The sequence below is a fragment of the Sphingopyxis sp. genome, from assembly GCF_036261875.1.
Classification (GTDB): Bacteria; Pseudomonadota; Alphaproteobacteria; order Sphingomonadales; family Sphingomonadaceae; genus Sphingopyxis.
In genome coordinates this window covers 26,344-51,308 of the sequence record NZ_DATAJZ010000005.1, presented here as the reverse complement: position 1 = coordinate 51,308, position 24,965 = coordinate 26,344, and the positions used below count along the sequence as shown (strand labels likewise).

Sequence of the window (24,965 nt, the reverse complement as noted above, 5' to 3'; positions counted from 1 at the left end):
CGCACAATTTTTTCTGAATTGCGGCTTGCGGCGCAGGGGCCTAGGCCCATGTCAGAGGTTCGCACGATTCAAAGGCAGATACAGAAAATGGCGACAGCGGTAGCGGACGAAGCCGACCAGCGGCAGTCCCCTCTTTCCGACGCAGTGGTGGTTCGATTTGCAGGCGATAGCGGCGACGGGATGCAGCTGACCGGCGGTCAGTTCACGCTGTCGTCGGCCCTGGCGGGCAATGATTTCGCGACCTTCCCCGATTTTCCGGCGGAAATCCGGGCGCCGCAGGGAACATTGTTCGGCGTTTCGGCCTTTCAGATCAATTTCGGCTCCTCGTCGATCGACACCGCGGGCGACGCGCCCGACGTGCTCGTCGCGATGAACCCGGCGGCGCTCAAGACCAATGTCGGCAATCTCAAGATCGGCGGCCTGATCATCGCCGACGAGGGCGAGTTCAACGACCGCAACCTCGCCAAGGCGAAATATGAGTCGAATCCACTGGGCGACGGCAGCCTCGCGAAATGGCAACTCCTCAAGCTCAACATCAGCCAGCTCACGATGGATGCGGTGAAGCCGTTCGGGCTCGGCAACAAGGAAGCGCTGCGCTGCAAGAATATGTGGACGCTGGGGCTCGCGCTCTGGATGTTCGACCGCGATCGTCAGCCGCTGATCGACTGGCTGAATGCCAAATTCGCCAAGGCGCCCGAACTGGCGGCGGCGAACGTCGCGGCGCTCAACGCGGGCCACGCCTATGGTGAGACCGCCGAACTCGCGGGCCCGCTCAAGCAGCATCATGTCGATCCCGCGCCGGTCGCGCCGGGCCTCTACCGCACGCTGACGGGGGCGGAGGGCATCGCACTCGGCCTTGTCGCGGGGGCGCAGCTTGCGAAGCTGCCGATGTTCTTCGGCGGCTATCCGATCACCCCCGCGTCGGCGATCCTGCATCATCTGTCGCGGCTCAAGGAATATGACGTCACGACCTTTCAGGCCGAGGACGAGATCGCCGCCATCTGCTCGGCGATCGGCGCGAGCTATGGCGGCTCGCTCGGCGTGACCTCCTCGTCCGGGCCCGGCATCGCCCTCAAAGGCGAGGCGATGGGGCTCGCGATCATGACCGAGCTGCCGCTCGTCATCGTCAATTCACAGCGCGGCGGGCCTTCGACGGGCCTTCCCACCAAGACCGAGCAGTCGGACCTCTATCAGGCAGTCTACGGCCGCAACGGCGACGCGCCGATGCCGGTGATCGCGGCGCGCTCGCCCGGCGACGCCTTCGAATGCGCGATCGAGGCGTGCCGGATCGCGGTGCAATATATGACCCCGGTGATGCTGCTGACCGACGGCTATATCGCCAACGCGGCCGAGCCCTGGGCGGTCCCCGACCTGACGGCCTACGAAGCCTTCCCGGTCGAATTTCTGACCGAAGTCCCCGAAGGTGGCTTCAAACCCTATAGCCGCGACGAAAAGCTCGCGCGGCCGTGGGTCAAGCCGGGCACGCCGAACCTGCTGCACCGTATCGGCGGGATCGAGAAGGAGGTCGATACCGGCCACCTCAATTACGCCCCCGCCAATCATCAGGCGATGACCGACCTGCGCAAGGCGAAGATCGACGGGATCAAGGTCGCCGACCAGATCGTCGAGCTCGGCGCCGAGGGCGGCAAGCTGGCGGTCGTCGGCTGGGGCTCGACCTTTGGCCCGATCCACCAGGCGGTGCGCCGCAAGCGCGCCGAGGGCGTCGATGTCAGCCATATCCATATCCGCCACATCTGGCCGTTGCCGGCGAATCTGGGCGCGCTGCTGGGGAACTATGACAAGGTGATCGTCCCCGAAATGAACACGGGGCAGCTCAAGACCGTGCTGCGCGACCAGTATCTGGTCGATGCGAAGCCCGTGAACAAAGTGTCGGGCCAGCCCTTCACCATCGCCGAAATCGAGAGCGCGATCGAGGAGGCGCTGGGGTGAGCAAGGCCGCCCTGATAGTGATTGATGTTCAGAGGGGCATGTTCGCCTTTCCGGACCAGCCGCCGCACGACGGAGAGGCGGTGCTGTCGCGGATTGCCGATCTCGTGGCGCGCGCGCGCGAAACATCGACGCCTTTGATCTTCGTCCAGCATGATGGCGGGGCGGGCCACCCGCTCGAAAAGCCGACCGAAGGTTGGGGCGTGCATTCGGGCACAGGCTATCGCGCGGGCGATGCGGTGGTCGAAAAGCACTATCCTGACGCCTTTCAGGATACCAATTTGCAAGAACGCCTCGCGGATCTGGATGTCTCCACGCTCATTCTTACCGGGATGATGACCGAATATTGCGTGGACACGACCTGCCGCCGCGCTTTTTCGCTGGGATATGATGTCGTCTTGGCAAGCGATGCGCATACGACATTCTCGAAGCCCGGCATCAACGCCGACATGATCGTGCGGCACTATAATGAGGTTCTCGGCAATGGTTTCGCAAAGGTCGGGACCGCGGCGGATATTGAATTCAAGCAGTACGAGGCGCTCCAATGAACGAAATGACCACCATCGCGCGGACGACGACGCTCAAGGATTGGGAGACTGATCAGGAGGTCCGCTGGTGCCCCGGCTGCGGCGACTATGCGATATTGAAGGCGGTGCAGCGCACCTTGCCCGACATCGGCGCGGTGCCGGAGAATACGGTGTTCATCAGCGGCATCGGCTGCTCGTCGCGCTTCCCCTATTATATGGAAAGCTATGGTTTCCACACGATCCACGGCCGCGCGCCGGCGTTCGCGACCGGGCTGAAGCTCGCCAATCCCGAACTCGACGTGTGGATCGTCACCGGCGACGGCGACGGGCTGTCGATCGGCGGCAACCACACGATGCACCTGATCCGCCGCAATCTCGACTGCCAGATCATGCTGTTCAACAACGAGATTTACGGCCTGACCAAGGGGCAATATTCGCCGACCAGCCGCGTCGGCACGACCAGCCCCTCGACCCCCTATGGCTCGGTCGACCGCCCCGCGCAGCCCGCGGCCTTCGCGCTCGGTGCCGGCGCGCGCTTCGTTGCGCGCGGGTTCGACGTCTCGAAGGAACTGCCGAACGTGCTGAAGGCGGCGCACGCGCACAAGGGCGCGGCTTTTATCGAGATTTTCCAGAACTGTATCGTCTACAATAAAGACGTGTTCGAGGATTTCGCTGCGCCCAAGGGCGCCGAGGACCGCCAGCTCTGGCTGAAGCAAGGCGAGCCGATGCTGTTCGCCAAGGGCACGAAGGGCATCGCACTCGATAGTCAGGCGCTGACGCTAAAGGTCGTCGATGTCGTTGACGGCGACTGGCAGGCGGCGGGGGTGATCGTCCACGACGTCACCAACCGCAGCGTGGCGCACATGCTCGTCGAGATGCGTTTCGGCGAATTCCCGATGGCGCTCGGCGTCCTCTACGACGACCCGCGCCCGACCTTCGAGGCCGACGTCTGGCGCCAGAACAAGGCCGCCAGCGAAGGCAAGACCGCCGACCTGCAAAGCCTGCTCAAGAAGGGGCAGACCTGGACGGTGACCGAAGGCGGACCGGATCTCTGACGCCTTGCGAGGCCGGGCTGGGTCGGCTCTATAGGCGCTCATGGACAATCTGACCCATAGCCTCGTCGGTGCCATTCTCGGCCAGATGGGGCTCAAGCGGAAGACCGGTCTAGCGATGCCGGCGTTGATTCTGGCCGCTAATCTGCCCGACATCGATGCGGGTTGCACCGTCTATGGCATCGAATCGCTCGCGATGCGGCGCGGGATCACGCATGGGCCCATTGCGCTGCTCGTGCTGCCGCTGCTGCTATGGGCGCTGCTGATCGCGATCGATCGCTGGCAGACGCGGCGCGGAACGCGTCCGGCGAATCGCCCGCCGATCCATAGGGGATGGCTCCTCGCGCTCTGCTATATTGGCTGCCTCAGCCATCCGGCGTTCGACTGGTTCAACAATTACGGCATCCGGCTGCTCGAACCTTTCAGTCATCGCTGGTTCTACGGTGACACGCTGTTCATCATCGACCTTTGGATATGGCTCGCGCTCGGCCTGTCGGTCTGGCTGTCGTTACGGAGCGAACGGCGTGGCGAGGCCGGTTGGCGGCGTCCCGCCTGGGTCGGATTCGCGGTGGTGTGCGTCTATATCGCCGCGAACGGCCTGATCACGAATGTTGCGGAGCGAACGACGACCGAAGCGCTGCGCGCGACCGGAAAGACCGACATAGTCGCCGTCGCCAGTCCACCGCCGTTGGCTTTCTGGAAACGCGACATCTTCTGGCGCGCCGGCGATCGCTACGGCAGCGGCACCTTCGTGCCCGGCGTCGGGGGCACGCTCGACATTGTCGGCAAGCCGACGGGGATGGACGATCCGCGCCTTGCGACCTGGGTGAAGGCCGACCCGGCGGCGCGCGCTTTTCTGTTCTGGGCGCGGATGCCGATCACCGAGCGCGACGGCGATGCGATCGTCCTGCACGACCAACGCTATATGCAATCCTTCGCACGCGACCGATTCATGGTTCGCGTGACGGCGCCCGACACCGCCAGCCATCCCGAATGACCGCCGCGCAACCCTCAAAAGGCTATGCGCGTTCCTTGTCTGGAAACGCCGATCGCCGCGCGTTTCGGTCCCCTTCGCCGTGTGACGCCATGACGGCGCGCGCGGCCGATTGTCAGGATGCCGCTTTTGCGGCAGGAAGGCGATAATGAACACGCATGTCAGTCCCCGCCGCGGCAAGGAACTGCTTCGCGCCGACCGGGCGTTCGGCTCGGGAGGCGCGCTGGCGCGGCTGATGGCGCTGGCGCCGGCGCGCTTTTTTCATCGCCAGCTCGACCGGATCGACGCCGGGCTCGCGCACGGAACGCTCGAGGGCTATTTGCCCGACGGCAGCGTGCGTATCCTCGGCGGGCGCGGCAAGGGGCCGACTGCGGTCGTTCACCTCAAGAACTGGACCGCGCTGGTGCGGCTTGCTTTGTCGGGCTCGGTCGGCTGGTATCGCGCGTGGGACATGGGGGAATGGGATTCGCCCGACCCGGTGCCGCTGTTCGACCTGTTCATGCGCAATGGCGAGGCGCTCGGCAATGCGGGGCGGTCGCGCGGGCCGTGGCGTTGGATGGCACGGGCGGCGCATTTCCTGAACCGCAACAGCCGCGCAGGCGCTCGCCGCAACATCCACGCGCATTATGACCTCGGCAATGATTTCTACCGGCTGTGGCTCGACAAGGGGATGAGCTATTCCAGCGCGCTTTTCGCCGATCCGGGGCAGTCGCTCGAAGACGCGCAGGCGGCGAAGGTCGACGCGATCCTCGACCGGCTCGACCTTCGATCGGGCAGCCGATTGCTGGAAATCGGCTGCGGCTGGGGGGCGCTCGCCGAACGAGCCGTCGAACGTCACGACGTGATCTATACTGGTATCACCCTGTCTCCCGCGCAGGCGGAGGTCGCCGACCGGCGGCTGAACGCGATCGATCTGTCGGGCCGTTCGGCGATCGAACTTTGCGACTATCGCGATGCCGAAGGCCCCTATGACGCGATTGCCAGCGTCGAGATGGTCGAGGCGGTCGGGCAGGCCTATTGGCCCGCCTATATGGATGCGATTGCACGGCTGCTGCGTCCCGGCGGGCGCGCCGCGATCCAATATATCCTGATCAGCGACGCATTGTTCGAGCGTTATGCGGCGAGCACCGATTTCATCCAGGCCTATATCTTTCCGGGCGGTTGCTTGATGTCCGAAAGCCGTTTTCGCGCGCTCGCCGAGGGGCGGGGTCTTGCGTGGCGCGACGTCCGCCGCTTCGGCGCCGACTATGCCGAGACGCTGCGCCAGTGGCGCGAGCGCTTCGACGCGGCGGTCGCGGACGGGCGGCTCCCCGCGGGCTTCGACGAGCGCTTCGTGCGGCTCTGGCGCTATTATCTGCAATATTGCGAGGGCGGCTTTCGCGGCGGCGGCATCGACGTCGCGCAGGTCACTTTGGAAAAAACAGCCTGAAAGCAGGGGAGAGGATGATGCGAAGATTTTGGGCGGCCGTGCTGCTCTGCACGGCGACGGCGGGGCTTGCCGCCCCCGCGACGGCGCAGACCGCCGAGACCATTTCCCAGAAGCTGCCGGAGGATTTGAACGTGCTGTTTTGGAGCCAGGACCAGCGTGACGCCGCTTTCCGCACGATGGAGACGGTCCCCAAGGTCGTCGTCCACACCATCAAGGCGGGCGGCCCTGTCTATCCGCTGCCCGAGGGCAAGCCGATCGACCTCGGTCTCGACGTCGACGCGCATATGGCGCAGCAGCGCAACGCGGGGCTGATCATCGTCCTGGACGGCAAGATCCGGCTGGAGAAATATGCGCTCGGCTATGGCGCCGCGGGCCGCTGGACGAGCTTTTCGGTCGCCAAGAGCTTTACCTCGACGCTCGTCGGCGCGGCGGTGAAGGACGGTTATATCAAGAGCCTCGACGACAAGGTGACCGTCTATATCCCCGGCCTGCGCGGCTCGGCCTATGACGATGTCAGCGTGCGGCAGCTTTTGACGATGACCTCGGGCGTCAAATGGAACGAGGATTATACCGACCCCAAGTCTGACGTCGCGCAGTTCAACCTGCAAAAGCCGGTCGCGGGCGAGGACATCACCGTCAGCTATATGAAGACGCTGCCGCGCGAAGCGCCCGCGGGGTCGAAATGGGTCTACAAGACCGGCGAGACCAATTTGATCGGGGTGCTGGTGTCGAGCGCGACCGGCAAGACGCTGTCCGACTATCTGTCCGAAAAGGTGTGGAAGCCGTTCGGGATGGAGCAGGATGCGGTGTGGATGCTCGGGCCGACGGGGCACGAGATCAGCGGCTGCTGCATTTCGGCGAGCCTGCGCGATTACGCGCGGCTCGGCGAATTCATCCTGAACGGCGGCGTCGCGGGCGGGCAGAAAGTGCTGCCCGACGACTGGCTGCCCGCGGCGACCACCAAGCAAGCCGACATCGACTTGCCGGGCCGCGGCTACGGCTATCAATGGTGGACCAACGACGACGGCAGCTTCGCCGCGCAAGGCATTTTCGGTCAGGGCATTTTCATCGATCCGAAGCGCAAGCTGGTGATCGCCTCGAACGGCAACTGGCCGACCGCCACCGACCCCGAGGGCGTGGGCGCGGCGCGCGAGGCCTTTTACAAGGCGGTGCAGGCCGCGGTGGATCGGGAGGCGAAGTAGACTGTCTCTCGTCGCCCCTACGCATTCAAGACTCGTCATGCTGAACTTGTTTCAGCATCCATGGCCTGAACTCTCGTCCGACGCAGCGCTGAAGGAAACGTAAGGCCATGGACCCTGAAACAAGTTCAGGGTGACGAAGATAGGATAAGCGGTGTGATGGGCTTCACGCCGCCACCGGCTCCGCCATGCCCGTCGCGCGCTGCGCGAGATATGCTGCGGCCAGCGGCACAAGCACGCCCAACCCCATGATCCACCAGCTATCCGAGAAATCGGCGGCGCTGTAGAGCGCCGCGCCGATCACCGCGCCGGCGACGACCCAGCCGGGACCATTGCCGCCCGAAACGCGCATCGCGAGCCAGGCGCCGCCGAAGGTGCCGACGAACCACCCCACGAACAGCGCGACCGTCGAGCCCAGCGGGATCAGGATTTCGCCGGTGTCGACGTCATATTCCGCGGGGGCGATCTCGCTGCCCGCATATTGCGCCAGCCAGAGCAGGGCGAAGGCGACGAGGATGCCGACTACGGCGGCGATCGCCGATCGCAGGATGCTGTTTTTCATTCCCAAAACCTTCGCCTCAACTCAAACCTGCCCGTATTTGGCACAGAGTTGCAAAGAACGGGTTAAGCGTCGAGCATCACTTTGGGCAGCGCGTGAAAGGCGGTGCTGTCGAAACCCTCGACCATCATCGCGGCGACGAACTCGCCGACCGCCGCCGGGTCCTTGATGCTGTGCGGGTCCTCGCCGGGATAGGCGCGCGCGCGCATCTGGGTGCGGGTGCCGCCGGGGTCGAGGATCGCGGTGCGGACGCCCGAAATATTGCGCATTTCGGCGCCATAGCTCGTCACCAGCGCTTCGAGCGCCGCCTTCGACGCGGCATAGGCGCCCCAATAGGCGCGCGGATTGCGCGCGACGCCGCTCGACAGCGCGAGCAGGCGGCCGCTTGCCGCCCGGCGGAGCAGCGGGTCGAAATTGGCGATCAGCGCCTGCTGCGCGATCAGGTTCAGCGTCAGCAGGCGGTTGAATTCCTTGCCGTCGATCGCCGCGACCGGGGTCAGCGTGCCGAGCATCGCGGCATTCAGGACCAGCATGTCGAGCTTTTTCCATCGCTCGGCCATCGCACTCGCGAGGCGCGCGATGCTGTCGCCGTCGGTCAGGTCGAGCGGCGCGATCGTCGCGCTGCCGCCGGCGTTGTGGATGCGGTCCTCAAGCTCCTCGAGCCCGCCCGCGGTGCGCGCGGTGATCACGACATGCGCGCCGCGCGCCGCGAGCGCTTCCGCGACCGCTTCGCCGATACCGCGGCTCGCCCCGGTGACGAGCGCGACCTGGCCCGCCAGTTCTTCGGATTTCATGGTCATGTCGTCAGACAACCCGTTCGGCAAGCAGCGAAAATTGATCGTCGATACTGTTCTCGTCGAAATCGGTCAGCGTCGTCGGATAGTCGCCGGTGAAGCAGGCGTCGCAATATTGCGGGGCGTCGTCGGCGCGCTTCGCTTCGCCCAGCGCGCGATAGAGGCCGTCGATGGTCAGGAAGGACAGGCTGTCGGCGTTGATGAAATTCGCCATCTGCCCGACCGTCATCTGCGCCGCGAGCAATTTCGCGCGCTCAGGCGTGTCGACGCCATAGAAGCAGCTATGCTGGGTCGGCGGGCTGGCGATGCGCATATGCACCTCGGCCGCGCCGGCATCGCGCATCATCTGCACGATCTTGAGGCTGGTCGTGCCGCGCACGATCGAATCGTCGATCAGCACGATGCGCTTGCCCGCGATCAGCGCGCGGTTGGCATTGTGCTTCAGCTTGACGCCGAGGTGGCGGACCTTGTCGCCGGGTTGGATGAAGGTGCGGCCGACATAGTGCGAACGGATAATCCCGAGTTCGAAGGGAATGCCCGATTCCTGCGCATAACCGATCGCCGCCGGCGTGCCCGAATCGGGGACCGGAATGACGAGGTCGGCATCGACCGGATTTTCGCGCGCCAGTTCGGCGCCGATCGCCTTGCGCACCGAATAGACGCTCGTCCCGTCGACGATCGAATCGGGGCGCGAGAAATAGACATATTCGAAGATGCACGGCCGCGCCGCGCGTTCGGCGAAGGGGCGGTGCGAGGTCAGTTCGCCGTCGCGGATGATCACCAGTTCACCGGGCTCGACCGAGCGGACGAACTCGGCCCCGACGACGTCGAGCGCCACGGTCTCGGAGGCGAGGATATAGGCGTCGCCCAGCTTGCCGAGAACGAGCGGGCGGATGCCGAGCGGATCGCGGCACCCGATCATCCCCTCGGCGGTCAGGCAGATCAGCGAATAGGCGCCCTCGACCTGTTTCAGCGCGTCGATGAAGCGGTCGAGCAGGGTGCGGTAATTGGAGGTCGCGACGAGGTGGATGATCACCTCGGTATCGCTGGTCGACTGGAAGATCGAGCCGCGGCGGACGAGGATCTTGCGCAGCGCCGTCGCGTTCGAGATATTGCCGTTGTGCGCGACCGCGAAACCGCCGGTCGCGAGGTCGGCGAACAGGGGCTGGACGTTGCGCAGCGCGGTTTCGCCCGTCGTCGAATAGCGGACATGGCCGATCGACGAGGCGCCCGCGAGCTGGCGCATGATGTCGTCGCGGTCGAAATTCCCCGCGACATGCCCCATCGCGCGGTGGGTGTGGAACTCCTTGCCGTCGAAGGCGGTGATCCCGGCGGCCTCCTGTCCGCGGTGCTGCAGGGCGTGCAGCCCCAGCGCGACCACGGCGGCGGCGCTTTCGGCGCCATGGATACCAAAGACGCCGCACTCCTCGCGGAGTTTGTCGTCATCGAAAGGATGCGTCGTCAGCATGTCGATCCAGGGGCAGGGGGCGGTGACTGCCGCGCATATAGGAGCGGTTGTTCCAAATGTCGCCCCCCATCTTCACACTATTGTCATCGAGCGCCGCCGCGGGTGGGGTGACAGCGGCCCCGGTCCTGCTCTAAGGCGCTGCGCATGGAGCATGACGCCGACGAAACCGACCGCTTTTTGCCGCGCTTCGACGCTGCGGGCCTCGTCACCGCGATCGTCGCCGATGCGGAGACCGGCACGCTGCTGATGGTCGCGCATATGAACGCCGATGCGATCCGGCTGACGCAGCAGACCGGCGCGGCGCATTTCTGGTCGCGCTCGCGCCGCTCGCTGTGGCGCAAGGGCGAGACGTCGGGCAACGAGCTGACGCTGATCGAGATGCGCGTCGATTGCGACCAGGATGCGCTGCTGCTGCGCGTCCGGCCGGCGGGGCCAGCGTGCCACACCGGGCGCCGCTCGTGCTTCTATCGCCGGGTCGAGAGCGATGGATCGCTGACGTTCCTCGATGACGATGCCTAATCGCCGCGCTCTCTGGTTGATCCTGCCGCTGTTGCTTGCCGGCTGCGACCGGGCGGCTCCCGATCGCGCGGGCGGCGAGATCGACGCGGGCAACCCGCTCGAGATCGCAGCGCGCGAGCGCGGGGTCGTTCGCCCCGACACGGCGACACCCACCGGCGTATTCGAGCGGAGCCATGAACTGGGGCGCGACGCGATGTGCGCGGTCCCCGATGGGGCCGGGCGCTGGCGCTTTGCGGTCACGGCGTCTTTCGGCCCCGGCCTGCGCTGCACCGCGCGCGGCACGATGACGAGCGAGCGCGACGGCTGGCGGATGCGCTTTGCCGGTGTCGAGGGCTGCAACATGCTGGTGCGCGAGGAGGAGGACGAGCTTCGCCTGCCCGGGAAGCTGCCGTCGCAATGCGACAGCCTCTGCCCCGCGCGCGCGTCGCTCGCCGGGCTCGATCTGCCGCGCGCGAGCTGGTCCGAAGAGGATGCGAAACGCTTGCGTATCAGCGACGGGCGCGGCAATATCATCGGGCTTTGCGGCGATTGATGTTGCAGGCTCCCCGCCGCTCGGCCAGCCTTGACGTTCACGTCAACGGAAACTATCCTCGCCGCATGACCGAAGAATACGGCCACGCCCATATCGATACGCCCGATCACCTCGGCCGCGACCAGTTCAGTATCACCGATCTGTCGACCGAATTCGGTGTCACCGCGCGCGCGCTGCGCTTTTACGAGGACGAAGGGCTGATCAGCCCGTCGCGCCGCGGCTTGTCGCGCATCTATTCGAAGCGCGACCGCGCGCGGCTCGCCTGGATTTTGCGCGCGAAACGCACCGGTTTCAGCCTCGCCGACATTCGCGAGATGATCGACCTCTACGACGTCGGCGACGGGCGCAAGACCCAGCGCCAGGTGACGATCGAAAAGTGCGAGCAGCGGATTGCGCTGTTGCAGCGCCAGCGTGACGATATCGATAGTGCCGTCGACGAACTGACACGATTCATCGATACGGTCAAAAAGGTCGAGGCGGGCCGAAAAGTGCGCTGAGCTTCGGCTCCTGGCCTCCCCGGGCGAGATGTTTGCTAACCCCGTGATTTTCAGAAAGACGAGTCATGCCCGTTTACCGCGCCCCCGTTCAAGACACGCTGTTCCTGCTCAACGATGTGCTCGGCATCGATCGCTATGCGGCCCTGCCGGGGTTCGCCAACGCATCGCCCGACATGGTCGAGGCGGTGCTGACCGAAGCGGCCAAATTCTGCGAGGAAGTGCTGTTCCCGATCAACTATTCGGGCGACCAGCAAGGCTGCACCCGCCACGACGACGGATCGGTGACGACGCCCGACGGGTTCAAAGAGGCGTATAAGGCCTATTGCGAGGCCGGCTGGACGCTGCTGACCCAGCCCGAGGCATTCGGCGGGCAGGGCCTGCCGCACGTCGTCGGCTTTCCGGTCGAGGAATATCGCATGGCCGCGAACCAGGCCTTCGCCATGTATCCGGGGCTGACGCAGGCCGCGGTCGCCGCGATCCTGGTCAAGGGGTCCGAGGAGCAGAAGGCGACCTATGCGCCGCGGATGATCTCCGGCGAATGGGGCGGGACGATGAACCTGACCGAGCCGCACTGCGGCACCGACCTCGGCCTCATCCGCACCCGCGCGGTGCCGAACGGCGACGGCAGTCACGCGATCACCGGCACCAAGATCTTCATCTCGTCGGGCGAGCACGACCTGACCGACAACATCATCCACCTCGTCCTCGCGAAGACCCCCGACGCGCCCGACAGCGTCAAGGGCATCTCGCTGTTCATCGTGCCAAAGTTCCTCGTGAACGAAGACGGCTCGCTCGGCGAGCGCAACTCGCTGTCGTGCGGCTCGATCGAGCATAAGATGGGCATCCACGCCAACGCGACCTGCGTGATGAATTATGACGGCGCGAAAGGCTGGATGGTCGGCGAGGAGAATAAGGGCCTCGCCGCGATGTTCGTGATGATGAACGCCGCGCGCCTCGGCGTCGGCATCCAGGGGCTGGGACAAGCCGACATCGCCTTCCAGAACGCGGTGCAATATGCGCAGGACCGCCGTCAGGGCCGCGCGCTCACCGGCCCCGCCGACCCGCAGGAAAAGGCCGACCCGCTGTTCGTCCATCCCGACGTGCGCCGGATGCTGATGGACGGCAAGGCGGTGGTCGAGGGGCTGCGCGCGCTCTGCCTGTGGGGCGCGCTGCAGGTCGATCTCGCCCATGCCGCCGAAAGCGAGGAGGAGCGCCAGCAGGCCGACGACCTCGTCAGCCTGCTCACCCCCGTCATCAAGGGCTACGGCACCGACAAGGGGTTCGAGGTCGCGGTGAACGCGCAGCAGGTGTTCGGCGGCCACGGCTACATCGAGGAGCAGGGCATGAGCCAATATGTCCGCGATGCCCGCATCACCATGATCTACGAAGGCGCGAACGGGGTGCAGGCGATGGACCTCGTCGGGCGCAAGCTCGCGCAGAACGGCGGCCGCGCGATCCAGGCCCTCTTCGCGATCGTCGACGCCGAATGCGCCGCCGCGAAGGACAAGCCCGCCTTCGCCGATTTTGCGGGACGCCTCGAAAAGGCGAACGGCGAGCTCAAGGCCGCGACGATGTGGTTCATGGCGAACGGCATGGCCAACCCGAACAATGTCGGCGCGGGCGCGCATCATTATATGCACATCACCGGCATCGTCGCGCTCGGCCTGATGTGGCTCCGCATGGCGGAAGCCGCGCAGAAGGCTCTCGACGACGGGCGCGGCAACAAGGAGTTTCTCGAGGCGAAGATCGTGACGGCGCGCCACTTCGGCGAACGCTTCATCCCCGACGCCGGCGCGCTGCGCCGCAAGATCGAGGCGGGCAGCGAGGCGATGATGGCGCTGACCCCGGAGCAATTCTTCGCCGCCTGACGAAAAGCGCTTGCAACCATCGCCGCCATGATGCGTGCTGGCGATGATGGGGAATGATCTCGCACCGATCGTCGTCGAGGGCCGCAATTGCTGGCGGATCGAACGCGCCGACAAGGTGCGGATGATCGTCGATGCCGCCGACTATTATGCGCTGCTCGAACGGCTGATGGCCGACGCGAAGGAACGCATCCTGCTCATCGGCTGGGATTTCGATCCGCGCATCGCGCTGAAGCCCGACAGCCAAGGGAAGGGCGAACCGCTCGGCGACTATCTGCTCCGCCTCGCGAAGAATTGCCCCGATCGCGACATCGACATCCTGCGCTGGAATTTCGGCGGGCTCAAGCAGTTCGCGATGCCGCGCATCGTCTCGATGGTACTGCGCTGGAAGATCACGCGCTCGATCAGTTTTCGCCTCGACAGCGCGCATCCGGTCGGGTGCAGCCATCATCAGAAGGTCGCGGTGTTCGACGATCACCTCGCGGTGTGCGGCGGCATCGATGTCGGCGCGAACCGCTGGGACACGCGCGAGCATAAGGACGGCGACCCGCATCGCACCGCGCCCGACGGCAAGCCCTATATGCCATGGCACGACAGCACGATGATCCTTGCGGGGCCGGTCGGGGCCGCGCTCGCCGACCTCGGCAACGAGCGCTGGCAGCGCGCGACGAAGAAGCCGCTGCGTGAATTGAACGGCAAGGGGGAGAATTGGCCGGACGATCTCGATCCGGACTTCGAGGGCGTCGACGTCGCCATTTCGCGCACGCGCGCCGAATATGACGGCCATCCCGAAATCCGCGAGATCGAGCGCCTCTATCTCGACATGATCGCCGCCGCGAAGCGCTTCGCCTATTTCGAGAACCAATATTTCACCTGCGGCAAGATCGCCGCCGCCATCGCTGAGCGACTGAACGAGGACGATCCGCCCGAATTCGTGATGGTGATGCCCAAGACCGCCGACGGCTGGCTCGAACAGATGGCGATGGACGCGGCGCGGGTGCAGCTCGTCCGCGCGGTCGCCAAGGCGAAGCACGGCGACCGGCTGAAAGTCTATTATCCGCGCACGCAGGACGGCGAGCCCATCTATGTCCACGCCAAGACCGCGATCATCGACGACCGGATGCTCCGCGTCGGGTCGGCGAACATGAACAACCGCTCGATGGGGCTCGACAGCGAGTGCGACGTGACGATCGACACCGCGCTGCCCGCGAACCATGGCGTCGAACCCGTCATCCGGCGCCTGCGCGAGTCGCTGATTGCCGAGCATCTGGACGCCGGCCCTGCGGAGGTCGCGCGCCGTTTCGACGCCACGGGATCGCTGATCGAAACGATCGAGGCGCTGCGCGGCGCCGGCCGCTCGCTCGAAATGCTCGACCTTGTTCCGCCGGGGCCGCTCGACGAATTCATCGCCGATAACGAACTGCTCGATCCGACGAGTCCTGATGCGATGTTCGAGGGAATCGCCGAGCGCGGGCTGAAGAAAAGCTGGCACCGCGGCAAGACGTGGATGAAGCGGCATCGGCCGTTCAAATAGACAGCCGTCATTGCGAGGAGCGTAGCGACGAAGCAATCTCCAGCTTTCGACGTGGCGCAAAGCTGAAGGCTGGAGATTGCTTCACTTCGCTCGCAATGACGAAGGAGCCCCTAATCCGCCAGCGACAATATATGCTGCGCCTGCTTGAGGTGCGGCGCATCGACCATCTTGCCGTCGACCTGCAGCACGCCCACTCCCGGATTGGCCGCAAAGGCATCGACGATCGCCTGCGCGCGCGCGACCTCGTCGGCCGAGGGCGTGAAGGCCGCGTTGATTGGCCCGACCTGCGAGGGATGGATCGCCATCATGCCGGTGAAGCCGTCGCGCCGCGCCCGCGCGGCATAGGCGGCGAGTCCCGCCTCGTCCTTGATCGCCGGAAAGACGGTGTCGATCGCCGCGACCCCCGCGCCATGCGCCGCGAACAGCGTCAGCGCGCGCGCGACTTCATAGGGCGAGGTGTAGCTGCCGTCCTCGGTCCGGCTGGTGGTCGCGCCGATCGCCGCGGGCAGGTCCTCGGCGCCCCAGGTCAGCCCGACGAGCCGCTCCTTCGCCTCGCGATAGCTGCCGAGGGTGAAGACCGCCGCGGGCGTTTCGGTCGCGATCGGCAGGATCGGCGGCAGCGAAGCATCGCGCGCGGATTCGCTGCGCAGGATCGTGTCGAGCTGCTGGATGCTCGGCGCGCCCTCGGCCTTGGGGAGCATGATCGCGTCGGGCCGCGCGGCGGCGATCGCCGTGACATCGGCCGCGGTCATATGCCCGTCGAGCGGATTGACGCGCACGAGCGTGATCACCTCGCGCTCCCCCACCAGATAGTCGGCGATCGCCGCGCGCGCCGCCTCCTTGTTCGCGAGCGAAACCGAATCCTCAAGGTCGAGGATGATCGCATCGGCGCCCGACGCGGCCGCCTTGGCGAAGCGTTCGGGGCGGTCGCCGGGGACGAAGAGCAGGGAGCGGAGGCGCATCAGGCGTCCTTCTTCTTGATCAGCGCCGAGCGTTCGCACTGGCAGACGGTCTCGTCGCGCTGGTTGATGGCACGGTGGAGGAAGGTCACGATACCCGCATTCGGGCGCGATTTCGATTCCTTGAGGCCGATCACCTCGCTCGTCGCGCGCAGCGTGTCGCCGAGGAACACCGGCTTCGGCATCACCAGCTTGTCGTAGCCGAGGTTGGCGACGAGCGTGCCGAGCGTCGTGTCGCCGACCGACAGCCCGACCATCAGGCTGAAGGTGAAGGTGCCGTTGACGAGAATCTGCCCGAACTCCGACGCCTTCGCCGCCTCGATGTCGAGATGCAGCGGCTGCGGATTGTGCGTCATCGTCGTGAACAGCAGATTGTCGGTCTCGGTCACCGTGCGCCGGATATCGTGCGCCAGCGTGTCGCCGATCGTCCATTCGTCGAAAAACCTGCCTGCCATCGTCAGTCCCTCAAATGCAATTTCATGCCGACATGGCTCTGTACGAAGCCGAGCCGGGCATAGAAGCGGTGCGCCGCGGTGCGTGTAGACGACGACGTCAATTGGACAAGCTTGCAATCGCGTGCGCGGCACTGGTCCACCGCCCACAGGATCATCTGCTCGCCCAGCCTCTGTCCGCGCAGGTCGGCGACGATGCGCACCGCCTCGATCAGTCCGCGCCAGCTTCCGATAAAGGAAAGTCCCGGCAAGAAGCTGAGTTGCATCGTCCCGACGACGCGGCCGCCCAGTTCCGCCGCGATCAGGCGCTGGCTCGGGTCGGCGTCGATCGCCTCGAACGCGGCAAGGTAACGCGGGTCCGACGGGTCGGCCTCTCGCCCCGGCGGAATCACATCCTCGGCGAGCATCGCGAGGATCGCGGGAAGGTCGGCCTTCGTCGCGTCGCGGAGGATGAGGCCGCTCATTCGGCCGCCTCGATCTTCGCGAGCAGCGCCTCGACCTGCACCTGCGCGCCCGCGACGGCGTTGAGCTCGGCGACCACGCCATCGAACGGCGCGGTCAGGCTATGCTCCATCTTCATCGCTTCGAGGGTCAGCAGCTTCTGTCCCTTCGTCACCGCGTCACCCGCCGCGACGTCGACCGCGATGATCTTGCCCGGCATCGGCGACAGGATCGCGCCGTCGCCGGCGCTGCCGCCGGCTGCGCCCGCCGCGCGCCATGGCGACAATTGCCAGACCGAACCCGCTTCGGCAACGAGCATCGCCGGTGCGGGCTCGTCGGTGCCGGGGCCGTGCAGCGTCACGTCGACGCGCTTGCCGTCGAGCAGAAAGGGGGCGGTGCGCACATCGGGCGCGTTGAGGCGGAAACCTGCTTGCAGCGAGCGCGGCACCATCGCCATCGCGGCATTGGTAAGCGCTTGGCTCGACGGCACCGGCTCGGCGGCCATGCGATCGCCGTCGCGGCCGATCAGCCCGGTATCGACCGTGCCCGCGACGAAATCGGGATGATCGAGTGCGGCGATCAGGAAGGCGGAGTTGGTCTTCACCGGCCAGATCGCGCTATCCTCCAGCATCTCCGACAACATTTCGCGCGCTTCCTCGCGATCCTCGCCATAGGCAATCACCTTGGCGATCATCGGGTCATAGAAGGGAGAGACCTCGGCGCCCTCATAGACGCCGGTGTCGATGCGGCCGAGTTGCTCGGGAAGCTCGAAGAGTTCGAGCGTGCCAATCGACGGCAGGAAGCCCTTCGCCGGATCTTCGGCATAAAGGCGCGCTTCCATCGCCCAGCCGTTGATCGCCAATTCGTCCTGCTTGAGCGGGATTGGCTCCCCCGACGCGACGCGAAGCTGCCATTCGACCAGATCGACGCCGGTGATTTCCTCGGTCACCGGATGCTCGACCTGCAACCGCGTGTTCATTTCCATGAACCAGATGCGGTCGGCGCGCAGGCCTTCGCTGGCGTCGGCGATGAACTCGATCGTTCCCGCGCCGACATAGTCGACCGCCTTTGCAGCGCGCACCGCGGCGGCGCAGAGCTCGGCGCGCGTCGCTTCGTCCATGCCGGGGGCAGGGGCTTCCTCGATCACCTTCTGGTGGCGGCGTTGCAGCGAGCAGTCGCGTTCGAACAGGTGGACGACATTGCCGTGCGTGTCGCCGAACACCTGCACCTCGATATGGCGCGGGGTCAGGATATATTTCTCGATCAGCACATGGTCGTTGCCGAACGACGCCGCCGCCTCGCGCTGGCACGAGGCGAGCGCGTCGGCGAAATCGTCCGCCGCGTCGACCTTGCGCATTCCCTTGCCACCGCCGCCCGCGACCGCCTTGATGAGCACGGGATAGCCGATCCCGGCAGCCTGTTCGGCGAGGAAGGCGGGGTCCTGATTTTCGCCCATATAGCCCGGCGTCACCGGCACCCCGGCTTCGGCCATCAGCTTCTTCGCGGCGTCTTTCAGCCCCATCGCGATGATAGACGACGGCTTCGGCCCGACCCAGATGAGCCCGGCATCAGCAACCGCCTGCGCGAACTCGGCATTCTCCGACAGGAATCCATAGCCCGGATGGATCGCTTCGGCCCCGGTCGCCTTCGCGGCGGCGATGATTTTCTCGCCGACCAGATAGGATTCGCGCGCCGGCGACGGCCCGATATGCACCGCCTCATCGGCCTCGCGCACATGGAGCGCCTTGGCGTCGGCGTCCGAATAGACCGCGACGGTCCTTATGCCCATCTCGCGCGCGGTGCGGATAATGCGGCAGGCGATCTCGCCACGATTGGCGATGAGGAGGGAGGTGATCACAGCCGATCCTCCCCGGAACGGGGAGGGGGACCATCCGCAGGATGGTGGAGGGGCACAGGCGGTTTGCCTTGCCGTTCGCTGATCTTCATCGCCCGTTCCTTGCACACGTCCATTATCCGCATCATCGCGGTCTCCAAATTGGTCAAGATCGCCGTTGCCGGCACGCGCAGCGTCGCGACATGCTGCGACTTCAGGAAATTCGATCGGACCGCATCCTGTCGCGCGGCGCGCTCACCGTCATGCGTTCGGCCATCGACCTCGATCGCCAGCCGCACGGCCGGACAATAGAAATCCAGAATATAGATGCCCGCCGGGTGCTGGCGTCGAAACTTGAAACCATCCGGCCGCTCTCGCAACACCCGCCAGAGCATCCGTTGGGGAAGACTCATTTCGCTGCGCAATTTGCGGGCGCGTTTCAGCGTGTCGCGGGGGCCGGTGATCATCGAGAGTGCCCCTCCACCATCCTGCGGATGGTCCCCCTCCCCGTTCCGGGGAGGATCTCGCAGCGCCGCGCCATCATCACATCCTGAACACGCCGAACCCACGGCCCTCGACCGGGGCATTCAGCGTTGCCGCAAAGGCCAGCCCCAGCACGTCGCGCGTCTGTGCGGGGTCGATGATGCCGTCGTCCCACAGGCGCGCGGTGGCGTGATAGGGGTTGCCTTCATCTTCATATTTCTGGCGGATCGGCGCCTTGAAGGCTTCGGCCTCTTCGGGCGTCCATTTGTCGGCGTCGCGGTGGACGGTTGCCAGCACTGACGCCGCCTGCTCGCCGCCCATCACGCTGATCCGCGCATTGGGCCAGGTGAAGAGGAAACGTGGGCTATAGGCGCGCCCGCACATGCCGTAATTGCCCGCGCCGAAGCTGCCGCCGATCAGTACGGTGATCTTCGGCACCGTCGCCGTCGCGACCGCCGTCACAAGCTTCGCGCCATGTTTGGCGATCCCCTCGGCCTCATATTTGCCGCCGACCATGAAACCGCTGATATTCTGGAGGAAGAGCAAGGGAATGCGCCGCTGCTGCGCCAATTCGATGAAATGCGCGCCCTTCACCGCGCTTTCGCTGAACAGCACGCCGTTGTTCGCGAGGATTGCGACCGGAATGCCCCAGATATGCGCGAAGCCGCAGACGAGCGTGCTACCGTAATTCGCCTTGAACTCGTGAAACTCGCTGCCATCGACGATGCGCGCGATCACCTCGTGCACATCATAGGGCGCGCGCACGTCCTGCGGGATGATGCCGTAAAGCTCCGCTGCGTCATATTTAGGCGGGCGCGGGTCTTTCATCGCCACCTCGAAGCCTTGTTCGACGCCGAAGCTCGACACAATATCGCGCACGATCGTCAGCGCATGTTCGTCATTCTCGGCGAGGTGATCGACGACGCCTGATTTCTTCGCGTGGAGATCGCCGCCGCCCAGATCCTCGGCGCTGATCTCCTCGCCCGTCGCGGCCTTCACCAGCGGCGGACCGGCGAGGAAGATCGTGCCCTGATTGCGCACGATCACCGTCTCGTCACTCATCGCGGGCACATAAGCGCCGCCCGCGGTGCAGCTTCCCATCACGCAGGCGATCTGCGGGATGCGCTTCGCCGACATATTCGCCTGATTGAAGAAGATGCGCCCGAAATGGTCGCGGTCGGGAAAGACCTGGTCCTGATGCGGCAGGTTCGCGCCGCCACTGTCGACGAGGTAGAGGCAGGGCAGACGGTTCGCCTCGGCAATCTCCTGCGCGCGGAGATGCTTCTTCACCGTCATCGGATAGTAGGTGCCGCCCTTCACCGTCGCGTCGTTGCAGACGATCATCGCCTGCCGCCCCGACACGCGGCCGATGCCGGCGATCATCCCCGCGCCGGGAACCTCGCCCTCATACATATCGCCCGCCCCAAGCTGCCCGATCTCGAGGAAGGGCGAGCCCGGATCGAGCAGCCGCTCGACCCGCTCGCGCGGCAGCAGCTTGCCGCGGCTCGTGTGCCGCTCGCGCGACTTTTCGTTGCCGCCGAGCGCCGCCGCGGCGACCCGCGCATAGAGCTCGTCGCGCAGGCCGCGATTGTGCGCGGCATTGGCGCGAAACGTCTCGCTTTCCGCATCGATCATCGTTCCCAGAACAGGCGCGCTCACGTCTTTCACTCTCCCGCTGAAGTCTGGCGGGATACCCCGCCGCTCGTCGACCCACAAGGACCGCAGACCGAAAATGGTTGGCATTGAAACCGGATCGTCACAGGCCTATGCCCCTTCGCATCCCCCATGAAAGCAAGGCCGACCCCATGAAAAAGACCGTCTTCGCCATCCTTCTGTCCACCGCCGCGATCGTCGCGGGTCCGGTCGCCTGCTCGAAGGGCGGCGACAAGGCCGACGCGAGCTACACCGTCGGCACCGAACTCGGCATCAGCAAGACCGCGATGGACACCAGCGTGAAGCCCGGCGACGACTTTTACGCCTATGCCAACGGCAATTGGCAAAAGACGACCGCGATCCCGGCGGACCGCTCGTCGACCGGCGCCTTCTACATCGCCTTCCTCGAAACCGAAAAGCGCACCCGCGAGCTGGTCGATGCGATCGTCAAGAGCGGCGGCGATCCCAAGACCGACGACGGCCGCATCGCCGCCTTCTACAATGCCTATATGAACACCAAGGCGATCGACGCCGCGGGGATGAAGCCCGTCGAAGCCGATCTCGCGCGCTTCGCGGCGGTCACCGACAAGGCCTCGCTGTCGAAGGTGCTGGGCGAGCAGACGCGCGCCGACGTCGATCCGCTGAACGCGACCGATTTCAACACCGAAAATCTGTTCGGCATCTTCGTGACGCAGGGCCTCGCCACGCCCGGCGAGGTGATCCCCTATGTGCTGCAGGGCGGTCTCGGCCTGCCCGAGCGCGAATATTATCTGTCGGCCGATCCCAAGATGGCGACGATCCGCACGCAGTATCAGGCCTATATCGCCAAGCTGCTGACCGCCGCCGGTCAACCCGACGCCGAAGCGAAGGCGAAGCGCATCTATGACCTCGAGGTCAAGATCGCGAAGGCGCACGCAAGCCGCGAAGAGAGCGAGGATTTCGCCAAGTCGGCGGGCGTCTGGGCGAAGGGCGATTTCGCGAAAAAGGCGCCGGGCATCGACTGGGACGCTTATTTCGCGGCGGCGGGGCTCGACAAGGCGGCGAAGTTCGGCGCCTATCATGCGAAGGCGATCACCGGCCTGTCGGCGCTCGTGGCGTCGGAGCCGCTCGATACGTGGAAGGATTGGCTGGCGTTTCACCAGATCAACAGCCACACCGACGTGCTGCCGAGCGCGCTCGATAATGCGCACTTCGCCTTTTACGGCACGACGCTTTCGGGCACACCGCAGCAGCGCAGCCGCGACAAGCGCGCGCTCGACGCGCTGAACACCGACCTCGGCGACGCGGTCGGCCGCGTCTATGCCGAGAAATATTTCCCCGCGTCGGCGAAGGCCGAGGTCGGCGACATGGTGAAGGGCATCAAGGCGGCGTTCGCCACGCGCGTGAACGCGATCGACTGGATGGCCCCCGAAACCAAGAAGGAAGCGATCAAGAAGGTCGAGACGATCGTCGTCGGCGTCGGCTATCCCGAAACCTGGCGCGATTACGGCAGCTACACCGTCAGCGCCGACAATGCCTATGCCAACAAGATCGCGGGCGGGAAGGCCGAATATGCGCACCAGCTCGCCAAGATCGGCAAGCCGATGGACAAGGCCGAATGGTGGATGACGCCGCAGACGGTCAACGCCGTCAACCTGCCGGTGCAGAACGCGCTGAACTTCCCCGCCGCGATCCTGCAGCCGCCCTTCTTCAACGCCGCCGCCGACCCCGCCTATAATTATGGCGCGATCGGGGCCGTCATCGGCCACGAGATCAGCCACAGCTTCGACAATAATGGCGCGGCGTTCGATTCGACCGGCGCGCTGCGCAACTGGTGGACGGCCGCCGACCTCAAGAAGTTTGAGGAAGCCGGCGCTGCGCTCGCCGCGCAGTTCGACACCTACAAGCCGTTCCCCGACCTGGCGGTGAACGGCAAGCTGACGCTGGGCGAGAATATCGCCGACGTCGCGGGATTGCAGGCGGCCTACGACGCCTATCACGCTTCGCTCGGCGGCAAGGCCGCGCCGGTGATCGACGGCTTCACCGGCGATCAGCGCTTCTTCATCGCCTATGCGCAGACCTGGGCGACCAAGATGCGCGACGAGGCGCTGCGCGCACGCATCGCGACCGACGGCCACGCGCCGGGGATGTACCGCGCGCTCACCGTCCGCAACCTCGATGCCTGGTACAAGGCGTTCGACGTCAAGGAAGGCGACAAGCTCTACCTCGCGCCCGACAAGCGCGTGCGGGTGTGGGGGTAATATCCGATCTCTCGCCATTGCGAGGAGCGGAGCGACGAAGCAATCTCCAGCCATCGACCTTAAATAGGCCCTGAAAGCTGGAGATTGCTTCGCTCCGCTCGCAATGACGTCAATCATGGGAGACCTGCTTCTTCGCCGGCTTCTTGCGGATCAAATGGCTGTAGACGCCGACCAGATTGATGCAGAGCAGCGCGACATTCTGCCAGCCGATGCCTTCGCTGTCGGGCTGCAGGAAACCCCAGGCGATCAGCGCGAGACTGCTCGTCACGAAGATCACGAACGCCCAGCCGTTCCACCGCTCGCCGAGGTTGAGCGAGACGAGCAGCGCCGCGAGCGTCGCGGCGGCGGCGCCATAATATTGCAGCGCGTCGAGCAGGGTGTCGCTCATGCGAGGCCGCCGATCAGCGCGCAGAGGCCCGCCGCGCTCAGCACCGGCCAGGCGATGTGGCGGCCCTTCGTATAAACGGCGTTGAAGAGTCCCGTCGCCAGCCAGGCCGCGCCGATGACGACCAGCAACGCCTTCGGCGTCCCCGGCCAGCTCACTGCCGCCGCCGACACGAGCATCAGCACCGACGTCGCGTGCCAGGCGAAGCGGACGATCCGACGGACCAGCGCGTCGGCGAGCAGGCCTCCGCGGTTCCGCAGCAGCGGCGCGATCAGGCGCCGGTAGCCGAGCAGCGAATGCACCAGCGCTGCCGCCACCATGCAGGCGGCTGACAGCCCGGTCCAGATCACGCGCTGGCGCCGATCAGTTCGCGGCCGATCAGCATCCGGCGAATCTCGTTGGTTCCCGCGCCGATGTCGAGCAGCTTGGCGTCGCGCCAATAACGTTCGACCGGCCAGTCCTTCGTATAGCCCGCGCCGCCCAGCGCCTGAATCGCCTCGCCCGCGACCTTCACCGCATTCTCGCTCGCGAGCAGGATACAGCCCGCGGCGTCGAAGCGCGTCGTCTGCCCCGCGTCGCACGCCTTGGCGACGTTATAGACATAGGAGCGCGCCGACTGGAGCATCACATACATGTCGGCGACCTTCGCCTGCATGAGCTGGAACGACCCGATCGGCTTGCCGAACTGCTTGCGTTCGCGAACATAGGGAATGACCGTGTCGAGGCAGGCCTGCATGATGCCGAGCTGGAGTCCCGCGAGGACGACGCGCTCATAATCGAGCCCCGACATCAGCACGCCGACGCCGCCGTTCTCGGGCCCCATCACCTGGCTCTCGGGCACCTCGCAATCGGTGAAGACGAGCTCGGCGGTCGGCGAACCGCGCATCCCGACCTTGTCGATCTTTTGCCCGATGGCGAAGCCCGGCATGTCCTTCTCGATCAGGAAGGCGGTGATCCCGCGCGATCCCGCCTCGGGGCTGGTCTTGGCATAGACCACGAGCGTATCGGCATAGGTCGCGTTGGTGATCCAGAACTTCGTGCCGTTGAGGATGAAGCGGTCGCCCTTCTTCTCGGCCTTCAGCTTCATCGACACGACATCGCTGCCCGCACCGGCTTCGGACATCGCAAGGCTGCCGACATGCTCGCCGCTGATCAGCCTGGGAAGATATTTCGCCTTCTGCTCGGCATTGCCCCAGCGGCGGATCTGGTTGACGCAGAGGTTGGAATGCGCGCCATAGGACAGGCCGATCGCGCCCGACGCCCGCGACACTTCCTCGACTGCGATGACATGTTCGAGATAGCCGAGCCCAAGCCCGCCCCATTCCTCCTCGACGGTGATGCCGTGCAGGCCAAGCGCGCCCATCGCGGGCCACAGTTCGGCGCGCGGAAACCAGTCCTCGGCATCGGCCCTGGCGGCGAGCGGAGCGATCTGCTCGTCGGCGAAGCGGGCGGTGGTTTCGCGGATCATGTCGGCGGTTTCGCCGAGCGCGAAGTCGAAATCGGGGGTGGCGCGCATGAGCATCCCTTCGGTCAGGGGCGGAACATCGCCCCTGTCTGCCCGAAAGCGCGTTCATATGAAAATTGAAACTGCATGCGATTCAG

At 65.5% G+C, this 24,965-nt stretch carries 24 protein-coding genes; 12 read left to right on the top strand and 12 right to left on the bottom strand.

The window, feature by feature from the left end; genetic code table 11:
* The first annotated feature begins 87 nt into the window (after nucleotides 1-87).
* From VHO04_RS01245 to VHO04_RS01220, 6 genes are all read left to right on the top strand, one after another.
* Nucleotides 88-1,950, top strand: a complete 1,863-nt coding sequence (locus VHO04_RS01245; protein WP_329626665.1) for a 2-oxoacid:acceptor oxidoreductase subunit alpha — start codon at nucleotides 88-90, stop codon at nucleotides 1,948-1,950.
* Nucleotides 1,947-2,495, top strand: coding sequence for a cysteine hydrolase family protein (locus tag VHO04_RS01240; protein ID WP_329626664.1), 549 nt, complete (start codon nucleotides 1,947-1,949; stop codon nucleotides 2,493-2,495). The genes VHO04_RS01245 and VHO04_RS01240 overlap by 4 nt, the downstream gene beginning before the upstream one ends.
* Nucleotides 2,492-3,529 carry a 2-oxoacid:ferredoxin oxidoreductase subunit beta gene (locus tag VHO04_RS01235; RefSeq protein WP_329626663.1) on the top strand — a complete coding sequence of 346 codons (1,038 nt, stop codon included), beginning with the start codon at nucleotides 2,492-2,494 and terminating at the stop codon, nucleotides 3,527-3,529. The genes VHO04_RS01240 and VHO04_RS01235 overlap by 4 nt, the downstream gene beginning before the upstream one ends.
* A gap of 40 nt (nucleotides 3,530-3,569) precedes the next feature.
* The gene (locus VHO04_RS01230) at nucleotides 3,570-4,523 is read left to right on the top strand and encodes a metal-dependent hydrolase (protein ID WP_329626662.1); all 954 of its coding nucleotides are present in this window, start codon (nucleotides 3,570-3,572) and stop codon (nucleotides 4,521-4,523) included.
* A 145-nt stretch (nucleotides 4,524-4,668) separates the two neighbouring features.
* Nucleotides 4,669-5,949, top strand: coding sequence for a cyclopropane-fatty-acyl-phospholipid synthase family protein (locus VHO04_RS01225; protein WP_329626661.1), 1,281 nt, complete (start codon nucleotides 4,669-4,671; stop codon nucleotides 5,947-5,949).
* 17 nt (nucleotides 5,950-5,966) lie between these two features.
* A complete protein-coding gene (locus VHO04_RS01220) occupies nucleotides 5,967-7,151 on the top strand; it encodes a serine hydrolase domain-containing protein (protein ID WP_414713068.1) in 1,185 nt (394 codons plus the stop codon).
* A 163-nt stretch (nucleotides 7,152-7,314) separates the two neighbouring features.
* Here VHO04_RS01220 and VHO04_RS01215 read toward each other — a convergent pair whose 3' ends face one another.
* The 3 genes from VHO04_RS01215 to purF form a co-directional block, all read right to left on the bottom strand.
* Nucleotides 7,315-7,710, bottom strand: coding sequence for a hypothetical protein (locus VHO04_RS01215; protein ID WP_329626659.1), 396 nt, complete (start codon nucleotides 7,708-7,710; stop codon nucleotides 7,315-7,317).
* 62 nt (nucleotides 7,711-7,772) lie between these two features.
* Nucleotides 7,773-8,501: an SDR family NAD(P)-dependent oxidoreductase gene (locus VHO04_RS01210; RefSeq protein WP_329626658.1), complete on the bottom strand. Its 729-nt coding sequence runs from the start codon at nucleotides 8,499-8,501 to the stop codon at nucleotides 7,773-7,775.
* A gap of 10 nt (nucleotides 8,502-8,511) precedes the next feature.
* Nucleotides 8,512-9,969: an amidophosphoribosyltransferase gene (gene purF, locus VHO04_RS01205; RefSeq protein ID WP_329626657.1), complete on the bottom strand. Its 1,458-nt coding sequence runs from the start codon at nucleotides 9,967-9,969 to the stop codon at nucleotides 8,512-8,514.
* Between the two features lie 144 nt (nucleotides 9,970-10,113).
* Between purF and hisI the strand changes: the two genes are divergently transcribed.
* The 5 genes from hisI (at nucleotide 10,114) to VHO04_RS01180 (ending at nucleotide 14,916) form a co-directional block, all read left to right on the top strand.
* On the top strand, nucleotides 10,114-10,488 hold the full coding sequence (gene hisI / locus VHO04_RS01200) for a phosphoribosyl-AMP cyclohydrolase (RefSeq protein ID WP_329626656.1): 375 nt from the start codon (nucleotides 10,114-10,116) through the stop codon (nucleotides 10,486-10,488).
* Nucleotides 10,481-11,020 carry a hypothetical protein gene (locus VHO04_RS01195; protein WP_329626655.1) on the top strand — a complete coding sequence of 180 codons (540 nt, stop codon included), beginning with the start codon at nucleotides 10,481-10,483 and terminating at the stop codon, nucleotides 11,018-11,020. The genes hisI and VHO04_RS01195 overlap by 8 nt, the downstream gene beginning before the upstream one ends.
* 65 nt (nucleotides 11,021-11,085) lie before the next feature.
* Nucleotides 11,086-11,517 carry a MerR family transcriptional regulator gene (locus tag VHO04_RS01190; protein WP_257549977.1) on the top strand — a complete coding sequence of 144 codons (432 nt, stop codon included), beginning with the start codon at nucleotides 11,086-11,088 and terminating at the stop codon, nucleotides 11,515-11,517.
* Nucleotides 11,518-11,582: 65 nt separating this feature from the next.
* Complete coding sequence (locus tag VHO04_RS01185; protein WP_329626654.1) at nucleotides 11,583-13,385, top strand: acyl-CoA dehydrogenase C-terminal domain-containing protein; 1,803 nt, start codon at nucleotides 11,583-11,585, stop codon at nucleotides 13,383-13,385.
* A gap of 43 nt (nucleotides 13,386-13,428) precedes the next feature.
* Nucleotides 13,429-14,916 carry a phospholipase D-like domain-containing protein gene (locus tag VHO04_RS01180; RefSeq protein ID WP_329626653.1) on the top strand — a complete coding sequence of 496 codons (1,488 nt, stop codon included), beginning with the start codon at nucleotides 13,429-13,431 and terminating at the stop codon, nucleotides 14,914-14,916.
* A 110-nt stretch (nucleotides 14,917-15,026) separates the two neighbouring features.
* On the opposite strand, the gene VHO04_RS01175 is transcribed toward VHO04_RS01180, so the two are convergent.
* The 6 genes from VHO04_RS01175 to VHO04_RS01150 form a co-directional block, all read right to left on the bottom strand.
* On the bottom strand, nucleotides 15,027-15,878 hold the full coding sequence (locus VHO04_RS01175) for a CoA ester lyase (RefSeq protein WP_329626652.1): 852 nt from the start codon (nucleotides 15,876-15,878) through the stop codon (nucleotides 15,027-15,029).
* The gene (locus tag VHO04_RS01170) at nucleotides 15,878-16,330 is read right to left on the bottom strand and encodes a MaoC family dehydratase (RefSeq protein WP_329626651.1); all 453 of its coding nucleotides are present in this window, start codon (nucleotides 16,328-16,330) and stop codon (nucleotides 15,878-15,880) included. Before VHO04_RS01170 ends, VHO04_RS01175 begins: the two co-directional genes overlap by 1 nt.
* 2 nt (nucleotides 16,331-16,332) lie before the next feature.
* The gene (locus VHO04_RS01165; protein ID WP_329626650.1) at nucleotides 16,333-16,791 is read right to left on the bottom strand and encodes a GNAT family N-acetyltransferase; all 459 of its coding nucleotides are present in this window, start codon (nucleotides 16,789-16,791) and stop codon (nucleotides 16,333-16,335) included.
* Nucleotides 16,788-18,626, bottom strand: coding sequence for an acetyl/propionyl/methylcrotonyl-CoA carboxylase subunit alpha (locus tag VHO04_RS01160; RefSeq protein ID WP_329626649.1), 1,839 nt, complete (start codon nucleotides 18,624-18,626; stop codon nucleotides 16,788-16,790). The genes VHO04_RS01165 and VHO04_RS01160 overlap by 4 nt, the downstream gene beginning before the upstream one ends.
* Nucleotides 18,623-19,069, bottom strand: a complete 447-nt coding sequence (locus VHO04_RS01155) for an endonuclease domain-containing protein (RefSeq protein WP_329626648.1) — start codon at nucleotides 19,067-19,069, stop codon at nucleotides 18,623-18,625. The genes VHO04_RS01160 and VHO04_RS01155 overlap by 4 nt, the downstream gene beginning before the upstream one ends.
* Before the next feature lie 76 nt (nucleotides 19,070-19,145).
* The gene (locus VHO04_RS01150) at nucleotides 19,146-20,744 is read right to left on the bottom strand and encodes a carboxyl transferase domain-containing protein (RefSeq protein ID WP_329626647.1); all 1,599 of its coding nucleotides are present in this window, start codon (nucleotides 20,742-20,744) and stop codon (nucleotides 19,146-19,148) included.
* A 146-nt stretch (nucleotides 20,745-20,890) separates the two neighbouring features.
* Between VHO04_RS01150 and VHO04_RS01145 the strand changes: the two genes are divergently transcribed.
* Nucleotides 20,891-22,978 carry a M13 family metallopeptidase gene (locus VHO04_RS01145; RefSeq protein WP_329626646.1) on the top strand — a complete coding sequence of 696 codons (2,088 nt, stop codon included), beginning with the start codon at nucleotides 20,891-20,893 and terminating at the stop codon, nucleotides 22,976-22,978.
* 109 nt (nucleotides 22,979-23,087) lie between these two features.
* Here VHO04_RS01145 and VHO04_RS01140 read toward each other — a convergent pair whose 3' ends face one another.
* From VHO04_RS01140 to VHO04_RS01130, 3 genes are read right to left on the bottom strand one after another with little or no spacing between them, the layout of a single operon-like run.
* Nucleotides 23,088-23,366, bottom strand: coding sequence for a hypothetical protein (locus VHO04_RS01140; RefSeq protein ID WP_329626645.1), 279 nt, complete (start codon nucleotides 23,364-23,366; stop codon nucleotides 23,088-23,090).
* Nucleotides 23,363-23,713, bottom strand: coding sequence for a hypothetical protein (locus VHO04_RS01135; protein WP_329626644.1), 351 nt, complete (start codon nucleotides 23,711-23,713; stop codon nucleotides 23,363-23,365). Before VHO04_RS01135 ends, VHO04_RS01140 begins: the two co-directional genes overlap by 4 nt.
* Nucleotides 23,710-24,879: an isovaleryl-CoA dehydrogenase gene (locus VHO04_RS01130; RefSeq protein ID WP_329626643.1), complete on the bottom strand. Its 1,170-nt coding sequence runs from the start codon at nucleotides 24,877-24,879 to the stop codon at nucleotides 23,710-23,712. The genes VHO04_RS01135 and VHO04_RS01130 overlap by 4 nt, the downstream gene beginning before the upstream one ends.
* Nucleotides 24,880-24,965 lie beyond the last annotated feature (86 nt).